This is a genomic window from Streptomyces ortus (genome assembly GCF_026341275.1).
Classification (GTDB): Bacteria; Actinomycetota; Actinomycetes; order Streptomycetales; family Streptomycetaceae; genus Streptomyces; species Streptomyces ortus.
The window spans coordinates 6,626,234-6,637,450 of sequence record NZ_JAIFZO010000002.1 but is presented as its reverse complement, the minus strand read 5'-3'; the positions used below and the strand labels follow the sequence as shown (position 1 = coordinate 6,637,450).

General features: G+C 67.0%; 6 protein-coding genes. 4 read left to right on the top strand and 2 right to left on the bottom strand.

Going from position 1 to position 11,217, the window contains the following annotated elements; all coding sequences use genetic code 11:
- Positions 1-92 precede the first annotated feature (92 nt).
- The 3 genes from K3769_RS32325 to K3769_RS32315 all read left to right on the top strand — a co-directional run bounded on the left by K3769_RS32325 (position 93) and on the right by K3769_RS32315 (position 4,035).
- Positions 93-689: a GNAT family N-acetyltransferase gene (locus K3769_RS32325; RefSeq protein ID WP_267029794.1), complete on the top strand. Its 597-nt coding sequence runs from the start codon at positions 93-95 to the stop codon at positions 687-689.
- Between the two features lie 74 nt (positions 690-763).
- Positions 764-1,771, top strand: a complete 1,008-nt coding sequence (locus K3769_RS32320) for a glycosyltransferase family protein (RefSeq protein ID WP_267029793.1) — start codon at positions 764-766, stop codon at positions 1,769-1,771.
- Positions 1,772-2,628: 857 nt separating this feature from the next.
- Entirely contained in the window at positions 2,629-4,035 is a 1,407-nt protein-coding gene (locus K3769_RS32315) for an RICIN domain-containing protein (RefSeq protein WP_267029792.1), read from the top strand.
- 708 nt (positions 4,036-4,743) lie between these two features.
- Here K3769_RS32315 and K3769_RS32310 read toward each other — a convergent pair.
- Together K3769_RS32310 and K3769_RS32305 are read right to left on the bottom strand one after the other, a co-directional pair.
- A complete protein-coding gene (locus tag K3769_RS32310; protein ID WP_267031626.1) occupies positions 4,744-6,255 on the bottom strand; it encodes a sensor histidine kinase in 1,512 nt (503 codons plus the stop codon).
- Positions 6,256-6,280: 25 nt separating this feature from the next.
- Positions 6,281-6,961 carry a response regulator transcription factor gene (locus tag K3769_RS32305; RefSeq protein WP_267029791.1) on the bottom strand — a complete coding sequence of 227 codons (681 nt, stop codon included), beginning with the start codon at positions 6,959-6,961 and terminating at the stop codon, positions 6,281-6,283.
- A 790-nt stretch (positions 6,962-7,751) separates the two neighbouring features.
- On the opposite strand from K3769_RS32305, the gene K3769_RS32300 reads away from it, so the two are divergent.
- Positions 7,752-11,069, top strand: coding sequence for a S8 family serine peptidase (locus K3769_RS32300; RefSeq protein ID WP_267029790.1), 3,318 nt, complete (start codon positions 7,752-7,754; stop codon positions 11,067-11,069).
- The last annotated feature ends 148 nt before the right edge of the window (positions 11,070-11,217 follow it).

Sequence of the window (11,217 nt, the reverse complement as noted above, 5' to 3'; positions counted from 1 at the left end):
GCCACTCAATCCTGCGCTGACCGTCGCGGCCACTGTGCCGCCCATCCACTGTGCCGCCCGTCCACAATCGAGAACAAACTCAGGTGAATTTCATGTCGTCTTCCGACACCCTCGAAACCATCGACGACATACGCTGTCGCTTCTTTCCCGTGCGGTTCCCGGGCTCGGGCGGCGGAGTCGGCCGGTGCGTCGACGAAGCGACGTTCCGGGAGGCGGTCGGACAGATTTACGCGTCCGTCTTCCCCGATCGGGACGCCTACCCCTACCGCCCCAAATCGGCAGAACTGGTCGCGGAATACCGGGCTCTCCACCAGGAACGCATCCTCGTCGAGGACGGCGACGGAAAGCCAATAGGGTGGCTGAAAGGCCGGATGGCGGATCCCGACACCTTCTACCTGGGCACGAGCGGCCTGCTGCCCGAATACCGCACGCAGGGTGTCGCCACCCTTATCCACGTCAAGCTGCTGGAGTACCTGCAAGCGGTCGGATACGAGCGTGTCACGTCCGAACACCACCCGAGCAACCGCACCGCGATGATCTTCCAGCTCAAGCACGGATTCAGCATCGAAGGCATGAGCCTGGACGAGCGCTGGGGACCGATGGTCAAGATGGTGCGCTTCTTCGACAAGGACCGCCAGGCCGAGTTCGACCGGCGCTTCGGATTCGAGCAGTACCCGAAGGGCTCCTGACCCACGGACTTCCCGCGAACGGGCGGCAGGTTCAGTTCGGACCTGCCGCCCACTCAGCGATCCGATGAGGAAGCATGCACATCACCTACCTGCTTGCCACCGGCAGCAACGCGATCTACGACGGCAAGTACAGCCAGAGTGGGCGCTACCACACCTACGGCCAGCAAAGCTTCGTTCTCGACCTGATCAGGACCATGAGCAGAGCGGGCCACATTGTGCGGCTCAACGTCGACACTCTCTCCAGCTTCGCGCTGACCTCGACGTTCCGCGGCATGGACTCCGTCACCGTGACGGAGGAGATCGATCCGTCGGGCAAGACCGATCTGATCCTGGTCGACGAGGTGCCCGACGAGATGCTGATGCAATTCGACGAGCACGTACCGGCGTTCAGAACCGTCCACCACGCCGGTCGTCGCTCGTCCGACTACCTCGTCTCGCGGTGCTCGCGCTTCCTGTGCATGACGGAGAACGCGCTGGCACTGCAGCGGAGACACCTTCCCGCGGGCCGGGCAGTCCTCGTCCACCAAGGCGTCGACCTGGAGCGCTTCCCCGCAGTTCTCGCCAAGAGCGGCGGGCGGCGACCTCGGGTCCTGCTCTACTGCCGACTGGACTCCGGGCGGGAGGCCTTGCTCGGCCAGATCATCGAGAACATCGACCGCGAGGAAGTACTCGTGTACGTGGCGGGCGACGGCCCGGGGTTCTGGGACATGAGCGACCGCTTCGGCAGCGAGATCATCCTCATCAACCACGTTCCCTGCCAGTCGATACCCAACCTGCTCGGGGAGATGGACGTCGTGATCTCGCTCGGGCGCGGGGCGATGGAGGCCATGGCAACGGGTATACCGACCCTCTGCGCGGGCCACCACTACGCCGGCCCCATCACGGCGGACAACATCGCCTCCCTCATGCGGTACAACCTCACCGGAGCCGTCAGCGACCGCGACCCGTCCCTCGTCATGGCGGACATCCGCGAGGCACTGGACAGCGACCGGCGGGACGTGCGGGCGCTGGCGGAGGAACGGTTGTCCGCCGACGCCTTCATGGAAGGCGTGTCCGATCTGTACACACAGATCACCGGATGACGGACAGGACAAAGGGCGGTTCCTCGGCACCCTGGCCGCGACCCGGGTGGCGCAGACGTGGGGCCCCCGTATGGCGATCGCGTTGGGCGGGGCGGTGGTGACGTTGGTGGTCGCGGCGATCATTCTGGTGATGACGGTGTTCCGCGCGATGCCAGTGTCGCTGGTCGCACGGCGCCTTCCCCGCGCGGGCCACTCGCAACACAGTGGCCCGCCAACCTCGTGTCCCTCACCTCGACCGGCCGTCCATGGCGTCGGGGAACACGCAGCCCGGGGGCGAGCAGGGGATGGGTGCACAGCAATACCCGGCGCGGCGACTTTGCTTCGGCTTCCGCGGCCCGCCCGACTGCCCGTTTCGCGGAACAGCACCTTCCTCCTCTGGAACGCGCCGGGGAAGGGAGGGGCTGATGCCGGCATATTTCTCAAGCATTTTCCACGGGTCGGGATTGGACGTAGAGGCATTTACCGCTGGTAACTAATAGATTCGAACTCTCCGTCTACTGAACGCCCTTGTTGGGTGTGGTCCGGATGTGTCAGGGTGGCCATACGTGCACGAGAGTTGAAACAGTCAGCCGTTCTCCTTACACGAGTCAAATCGTCGCATTTTCAGCGCCTTCGCCAGGTTGGTGGGTTAAATTACCCGACTGGCCCCCAACTTGACGTCACGTTCTTGATGTCATTGCCGCACAGTCCGTGCCGGTCATCGTTCCCCGCATCGGCCGGAGACGCACCTGTCCGGTGCACCCAAGGAGAAAGAACGCTCGTCTGTGTCCTCCACCCATCACTCGTGGCAAAGTTCCAGCTCACCACCTGAGACTGCTGCGGGCGGATCCGATGACGACCTCGTTGCCGCCCTGAGGATGTCCGAGGAGATCGACGGAGTACGGCCTGTCGCCGCGCTGTTGGCTCGCCATGGGCCATCGCTCTACGACTACGCGGAGATCTGTGCTGCTGGTTCTGCCGAGTTGTCGAGGATGCTCGGAGCTGAGGCATTTCGCCAAGTGGTGCAGGACCTCGTCAAGTCCGGGTCTGTCGGCGCCATCCGACCTCGCCTGCTCCTCGCCGTCAGGGAGGCAGAGAGGGCCCGGTGTCTGGCCGAGCGGTCCGAGGAAGGCTCCAGCGGCATTCTGCCGACGCGCACGATGTCGACAGGGGGCCGAAGCCTCGCCCACACCGCTTTCATGATGCTTCCGAGAGTCACGCAGTACGTTCTGTGGCATACGGAAGTCGAGGCCGAGCCGCCGACTGTAACCGCCGCTCTGCTCGGAATCGAAAGCGGTTTGGTGCGAGGCAAGTTGGATCGTGCACGGGAGCAACTGCGGGCTGCCCTCCTGCGTGCTCACGCCGACGGGTCGGACGGCAGACCTTGCCGTAACTACAGTCGTCTCCTGGATGCCTCCCCGCAGCGCGGCGGTTCTCTATTGGTTGAAGTGCAGGTGCATTTGGAGGACTGTACCTACTGCCGGATAGCGGCTGAACAACTGGAACTCTCCTTCACGGAGCCAGGAGTACTGCTCGCGGAAGCGTTGCTCGGTGGGGACGCCCAGTCTTATCTTGTCGCGTGCCGTAGGCGCGTACCGAGCAGTGCCGCCGGTGGCCCGGAAGCTGTACGCACCCGTGACGGTCACTTCCAGAACGTGCGGGCCCCCGGCGGCATTTCGAAGGGAGGGCCGCACGCTGCTCGGCGCATAAGCCCGAGGATCTTCGCCGTAGGGATTGCTGCGGGCGCGGCCGTCGTGGTGGCGGCACTTTTGGTAGCCGTCCGCTGGTCCGACGAGGCCGCGGAGCCGACGGATACCCAGCCTCCACGCGGGACTGGGGTCCCGTCATCTCCAGCCGCGCCGTCGACGGCCCGCCCTGTGACGCCGCAGGGGGACAGACTGCGCAATGCTGCCGCAGACCTGTGCATGGACATCCGAGGTGGGGCGGCGAGGCGCGGTGCCGACATAACCCTCTCCGTGTGCTCGGCGGCCCGGACACAGCAGTGGACCTCTACGGGAGACGGGCTGCTGCGAAATCTCGCCCAACCGGACCTGTGCCTCGACACCGGGGGTGACGACGAGGTGGTGGACCTGGAACCCTGCGATTCCGAAGGGAACGGCTCGTTCGGCCTCCGCTTCGACCTGACGCGTGACGGGCAACTCCTCATGCAGGATGAAGGGAAGCTCTCGGTCGCACCTGTGTCACCCGATGCGGGAGCAGTGGTGGTGGCCGTGCCCCGGAACAACTCGCCGGACCAGAAGTGGCTTGTCGAAAGTGGTACTTGAGCGTCTGCGAACCCGAGGCTGCGACTGCCACTTCCCCGAGACCACGTGAACGAGCCGAGTCACTTGTTCGATCCCGGTAGTCGTCCTGTCGAAGCGAATGGCCACCTCCCGGAACCGCCTCCACTTGCTGACACACCAACCGACCGGCATGGTGACCCGCCGAGTGGTGCAGTGAGGGTTTCAGAGTGGCCCCCGGACACCGGCGACGCGGACCCTTCGGGCAGCCCATGCTGGAAGAGCGAAGGCCTTCCGAGTAGTTCGCGATTCGCTGCGGCCGACGCACCGCTGCGGGCACGGGCGGTCTGCGAGTCGATGAATCTGGAGATCGCCCCCAATAGCGTCAACAACGTCCGGCTGAAGCTCAAGCGTCTGGTCGAACGCGGGATCCTGACCGAGCCCGAGCAGGGGTTGCTCACCCAGCCACGGCCATAGCCAGCCGGAGAAGCCACCGCCGGCCCGAAAGCTCCAGATGCAAGCGCGAAACGGGCAGCACGCCACATACCGCCCCTCAGGTCTCGCCAGCCCCTCCGTCGCGCGACGCAACGGCCCGGACATCCCTGTTCAACGAGGTGTTGTCCGCCTTCGCTGGCGCCGATACACCCGCTGTCGCTGGTTCGCATTCGATGCAATTGGCGGCGCCCGTGCCGTTTGTGGTTGGCCGACCACCGGTGTCTCATCGGGTGGCCAGTGCTGCGTGGGTGAAGCGCGCTATTCCTCGGCTGAGGCCGAGGCTTGGGGGAGGCGTAGTTGGAAGCATGCTCCGAGGGTTCGGGGCGTGAGGGTGAGGGTGCCTCGGTGCTGGTGGGCCAGGTCGCGGGCGATGGCGAGGCCGAGGCCGGTGCCTCCCTCGTCGCGGGAGCGGGAGTCGTCGAGTCGGACGAAGCGTTCGAAGATGCGCTCGGCGTCCTTGGCGGGCACACCTGGTCCGTCGTCGTGCACCGTGAGGACGACCCAGCCGTCCTGGCTTCGGATGGTGATCTGGATGCGGTGCGCGGCGTGGCGGGCGGCGTTGTCGATGAGGTTGCGCAGCAGGCGTTCGTATTCGTCGGGGTTTCCGTGTACGTGTGCGGGGGCCGTGCTGTCACAGGTGAGGGTCAACGGGCTTTCGGTGAAGGGGTATTGCTCGGCCAGCCGGAAGGCGAGGGCTGTCAGATCGAGATTTTCGGACCCTGCTGTGGGGGCGCGGGTGTCGAGGCGGGCGAGGAGCAGCAGGTCTTCGGTGAGGGCCTGGAGGCGGCGGGTCTGTCGTGCGGCGGTGGTGGCCGCGGCGGGCCAGTTGGTGCGTTCCGGATAGGCAAGGGCGACTTCCAGGCTGGTCAGGAGCGTGGTGAGGGGGCTGCGCAGTTCGTGGGCGGCGTCCGCGACGAAGCGGCGTTGCTGGGCGGCGGCGTCGTCGAGGCGTTGGAGGGTGCTGTTGATGGTGGTGGCCAGGGCGGTGATCTCGTGTCCCTTGGCGGGAACAGTGACGCGTTCGCGGGGGTCGCTCGCAGTGACCGAGGCGGTGAGGACGCGGATGGCTTCGACCGGCCGCAGCGCGATGCGGACGGCGAAGTAGACGACGGCTGCGATCAGTACGAGGCTGACCAGCCCCGCCTGCAGCAGCCGGCGGTCGGTGGCCTCGGTGATCGTCTCGGCCATTTCCTCGCCCGCGTGCGGGAGCATCACCACATAGACCCGCAGTTGGGCGTCGGCGGCAACCCCCAGAGCGGCGACTGTGTCGCTGCTCAGTTCATCGGCCCTGACATCGTCGTACATGACCAGGTAGGTTCCGCCGCCCTTGCCGAACCGGCCCCCGGGTGCGGAGTCGGGGCGCGCCGGCAGGCGCACGGGACGGGTCGTATAGCCCCAGTTCGGCCCCTCGTCCGGTGGGGCGGGCAACTCGGCCTTCGGTGGGGCTGGCAGCACATGGCGGGTGCCGGGATCGAACTCCTCCATGCCTCCGCCGTAGGCGACAGCGGCGCGGCGGCCGGTCGCGACGATCTCATACGGCACGGTGCTTCGGCGAAGGGGAACCACACCCTCCTCCAACTGATCGACGAGAGCCAAGAACTGTTTTTCCGTCTGCCCTTCGGCGATCTGCGTGCTCTCGCGATAAACGTCGCAGTGTACCCACCAGCCGATGCTCACCAGGATGACGGCGGCGGCGGAGGCCGCGGCCAGGGCCGTGCGGGCTCGTACCGAACGCGGCCACCAACCGCGTCGCGGCCCGGTCGCATTCACGGTCGGCCACCAGCGGCGTCGGGGCTCAGTCGCGTTCACGGTCATCCACCAATCGGTAACCGGTACCCCGGACGGTCTGCAGGGACCGCCGGTCAAACGCGGCGTCGACCTTCTTGCGCAGCGCGCTGACGCGCGCCTCCACCAGGTTGGGATCCCAGGCTTCGTCGGGCCACGCGTGATACAGCAGATCCGATTTGGAGACCGCCTGACCCACCCGGCGGGCCAGCAGCTCCAGCACTGCGAACTCCCGGGGTGTGAGTTCCACCCGGGTCCCGGCCCGGCGGCAGACCCGGCCGGCGACATCCAAAGAGAGGTCGCCCACGGCAAGGACGGGCGGGGCGACCGCGGGGGCTCGCCTGACCAGGGCCCGTAGCCGTGCGACGAGCACCATGTAGGAGAAGGGTTTGGCCAGGTAGTCGTCGGCCCCCGTGTCCAGAGCCTCTGCCTGGTCCCAGTCTCCGTCCTTGGCGGTGAGCACCAGGATGGGGGTCGCGTTGGCCTCCCGGCGCAGCTGGGCGCAGACCTTGTAGCCGTTGAGTCCGGGCAGCATCAAGTCCAGGACGACAAGGGCGTATTCGCCGGTCCGGGCCATCCACAGTCCCTGCCGGCCGTCATGAGCGAGGTCGACGCTGTAACCCTCTGCGGTCAGACCAGTACGTAGGGTATGGGCAAGGTCAACCTCGTCTTCGACCACCAGGATGCGCATGCGACGCAGCCTCGCACAGCGCCGGCCCGCTTTCCTGATCGGCCGGTCAGGTTGGGTCAGCATCCCGTCAACGAGGTCCTGGCACGCTGGCGCAGCGTCCTGGCCACTGCTGAAAGGCCCTGCCACACGTGTCCGTTACTGAAGGTGCCCCCGCCGCGGCCAGGACGGTTTCCCCTTCCGCACCCGCCCGTCGACCATCACCGAGCCCAGCCAAAGCCATTGTTTTCACCGCGCCCTTGTCACTGACCATCGCTCCAAGGGCTGTCTCGCAACTCACGGTGGACCAGCGCGCGGCGTCAGATGCGATGCATCGCAAGGCGTGGAGTCGCCCTCGTACCGGGTGTATTCGCGCGTTCCGGCAACGCCGCGAGGTGCCGTAGCTGTCGTCATGCGCCCGCCGGGAGGTACGGGACAGCCCTTGGTCTCGCGCTTTCAGTGCCGACGTGAAGTCGCTGTCATGCAGTAGTAGTCGCAAAGAGAGGAGCCGACTGCTCCGGCCTGTGACCGATGGCCGGTCCCCGGCCTCGGGTGCGTCACCGGTGACGCCGGATGCTGAGCCGAGGTGGTCAAGCTCAAGGGCACGACGGGCCATCATCACGCCGCAAGCGAAGGGGAAGTCCGAGCGGGCGGGCGAAAGCGAACCCCTGTCCTTACGAGCAGACATGAGGAACACCGCGTCAATGGGAAGCGGATGGCGGCAAATTCACGCCTGAACAGCATGGACCCAGCGATTGCACCCAGAAGACACCAAGTTTTCAGAAAGCCTCCAGGAGGAGACTTGCGCAGGCAAGTGAGAAGAGCGTGCGCGGCCACGATCGCCACGGCGGCAGCCGTGGCCCTGGCCGCGGGCATGACCAGCCCGGCGTCGGCGGAGCCCGAGCGCAGGACCGGTGCCCCGGCCGTGCAGACCGCGCCCAAGCACCGCATCACCCTGATCACCGGCGACCGTGTCGTCATCGACGCCAAGGGCCGCTTCGTCGGCCTGGAGCGGGCCAAGGGCCGCGAGGCGATACCCGTCCAGATCCGCAAGACCGATGGACACACCCTCGTCGTACCGGCCGACGCCGCGCTGCTGATAGCCGGCGGCAAGCTCGACCAGCGGCTCTTCGACGTCACCGAGCTCAACAAGTCGGCCATCCGCAAGGCCCAGAAGCAGGGACTCAAACTGATCGTCGGCTACCGCGGTGCGGCCGCCGCAGCCAAGGCAGACGTCCGCGACGCCGGCGACACCAAGGTCCGCCGGACCCTCACGTCGCTGAACGCGGACGCGGTACTGACACCCAGGGGCGACGCGCCCGACCTGTGGGCCGCGGTCACCGACACGCGGCCCGGCGGCGCGAGCACCGCCTCCGGCATCGCCCACGTGTGGCTCGACGGGGTCCGCAAGGCCAGCCTCGACAAGTCCGTCAAGCAGATCGGCGCCGACAAGGCGTGGGCCGCCGGGTACAACGGCAAGGGCGTCAAGATCGCCGTCCTCGACACCGGTGTCGACGCGACCCACCCGGACCTCAAGGAGCAGGTGGTCGGGGAAAAGAACTTCTCCACGTCCCCCGACGCGACCGACAAGTACGGCCACGGTACGCACGTCGCGTCCATCGCGGCCGGTACGGGCGCCAAGTCGGCGGGCACGTACAAGGGCGTCGCGCCCGGCGCCAAGCTGCTCAACGGCAAGGTGCTCGACGACGACGGCTACGGCGAGGACTCCGGCATCCTCGCCGGTATGGACTGGGCGGCCGAGCAGGGTGCCGACGTCGTGAACCTCAGCCTCGGCGGCGGGGACACTCCCGAGATCGATCCGCTTGAGGCCCAGGTCAACAAGTTGTCCAAGGAGAAGGGCATCCTCTTCGCGATCGCCGCGGGCAACGACGGGGGCGAGCAGACGATCGGCTCCCCGGGCAGCGCCGAGGCCGCGCTCACCGTCGGCGCCGTCGACGACACGGACAAGCTGGCAGACTTCTCCAGTACGGGCCCCGGCCTCGACGGGCAGATCAAGCCCGACGTGACCGCACCCGGCGTGGACACCACGGCCGCCTCGGCCCCGGGCAGCGTCATAGCCCGCGAGGTGGGCGAGAAGCCCCCCGGCTACGTGACCATCTCGGGTACGTCGATGGCCACCCCGCACGTCGCGGGCGCCGCGGCGATCCTGAAGCAGCAGCATCCCGAGTGGACGTATGCCGAGTTGAAGGGTGCGTTGACCGGTTCGGCGAAGGGCGGTAAGTACACGCCGTTCCAGCAGGGTTCGGGGCGGATCCAGGTCGACCAGGCCATCAGACAGAGTGTGGTCGCCGAGCCGTCGTCGGTGAGTTTCGGCGTCGCGCAGTGGCCGCACACCGATGACACCCCGGTCACCAAGGAGGTCACGTATCGCAATCTCGGCACCAGCGATGTCACCTTGAATCTGGCGGTGGCGGGTACCGACCCGAAGGGGCAGGCCGCACCGGCCGGCTTCTTCACACTCGCCACCAAGATGCTGACCGTCCCGGCGGGCGGCACGGCCTCCGCCGACCTCACGGCCGACACCAGGCTGGGCGGCACGCTCGACGGAACCTACTCCGCGTACGTGACCGCGACCGACGGCGGCCAGAGCGTACGCACAGCCGCGGCGGTACAGCGCGAGGCGGAGGCGTACGACCTCACGCTGAAGTTCCTCGGCCGTGACGGCAACCCGGCGAAGTACTACAGCGCCAAGCTGGTCGGTGTCTCCGGGCTCGCGCAGGACAAGTACTACTCGCCCTACGACGAGTCCGGCACCGTCAAGGTCCGTGTTCCCAGGGGCGGTTACATCTTCAACACCGGGATCCTGGTCGACCCGGAGGACGCCGCCAAGGGTATCGACTGGGTGGCGCAGCCGAAGCTGAGCGTCACCAAGAAGGCCACGATCACGGTGGACGCGCGGACCGCCAAGCCGGTGGACATCACCGTGCCCGACGCGGCGGCGAAGTCGGGGGCCGTCTGGCCGACCTACACCGTCGGCACGGCGTACGGCAGCGAGGGGTTCGGCTGGTGGCTGGACTCGTACGCCAACTTCCGTACCGCGCACGCCGGCCCGCAGGTCACCGACGGCACCCTGTACCAGGACTGGGCCGGTCTCTGGACCAAGCCCGCCGAGGAGTACGACACCCTCGCCGGCGGCAAGGTCAAGCAGCTCGCCACCGGCTACACCAAGCACTACAAGGCGAGCGAACTGGCCACGGTGAAGACCGGTCTGGGCGCCTCGTCGAGCGGCAAGAAGGGCGCGATCTTCGCCGAGGGCAAGCTGCCTGGTAGTCCAGGCTACTTTCCGACCGGGATCCAGCAGACGCTGCCCGGCACGCGCACGCTGCACCTGTCCACCGCGGGCGGGGTGAAGTGGAAGCTCGATTTCGAGCAGCACGGCGGGCTCGACGAAGACGGCTTCCCGATCGTCGAGGCCGAATACATGCTCGGTACTCCGCAGACCTTCAAGGCCGGTAAGAGCTACGAGAAGACCTTCAACGCGGGGGTCTTCGGCCCGCGCGTGGGCGGCGACTTCGGCCTCTACCGCGAGGGCAACGGCATCTACGGCTATCTGCCGCTGTTCGCCGACGGCAAGTCCCACGCCGGTTCGTCGCTCTACTCGGCGGTCACCACGACGCTCTACCGCAACGGCGCCAAGGTCGGCTCGAACAGCGACCCGCTGGTCGGTGAGGGCACCTTCAAGGTTCCGGCCGGTGACGCCGCGTACAAGCTGACCACCTCGATCAAGCGCAGCGTCAAGGTCGCCGCGGCCTCCACCCGCGTCGACGCCAGCTGGACCTTCCGCTCCAAGAAGGCAGACCTGGCCAAGCTGCCCGCGTCGGCGATCCGCTTCGACGCGGCCGTCGGACTGGACAGCAGGGTCCCGGCCGACAAGAAGGTCTCCGTCCCGGTGACCGTGCAGGGCTCGGCGGCGGGCTCGAACCTGAAGTCCCTGTCGGTGTACGTGTCGTACGACTACGGCCAGACGTGGAAGAAGGTCACCGTCAAGGACGGCAAGATCGCGGTCACGAACCCGGCCAAGGGCAAGGGGATCTCGTTCCACGCCAAGATCGCCGACAAGAAGGGCAACAAGTCGACGATCTCGATCTACAACGCGTACTACGGGAAGTGACCGAACGGCCCGCCTGAGGTCTGAGGTCTGAGGCCTGATGGCTGATGGCTGATGGCTGATGGCTGAGAACGCGTGAGAACGGCCCGCCGGAAGCAGAGCTGCCGGCGGGCCGTCCGTGTACGAGTGCGTTGCGGCAAAGGGAGTCCCT

What these genes read in the sequence shown, in the direction of transcription:
- K3769_RS32325 (WP_267029794.1), top strand. Translation starts at nt 93, where the DNA reads ATGTCGTCTTCCGACACCCTCGAAACCATCGACGACATACGCTGTCGC.
- K3769_RS32315 (WP_267029792.1), top strand. Translation starts at nt 2,629, where the DNA reads ATGTCCGAGGAGATCGACGGAGTACGGCCTGTCGCCGCGCTGTTGGCT.
- K3769_RS32320 (WP_267029793.1), top strand. Translation starts at nt 764, where the DNA reads ATGCACATCACCTACCTGCTTGCCACCGGCAGCAACGCGATCTACGAC.
- K3769_RS32305 (WP_267029791.1), bottom strand. Translation starts at nt 6,961, where the DNA reads ATGCGCATCCTGGTGGTCGAAGACGAGGTTGACCTTGCCCATACCCTA.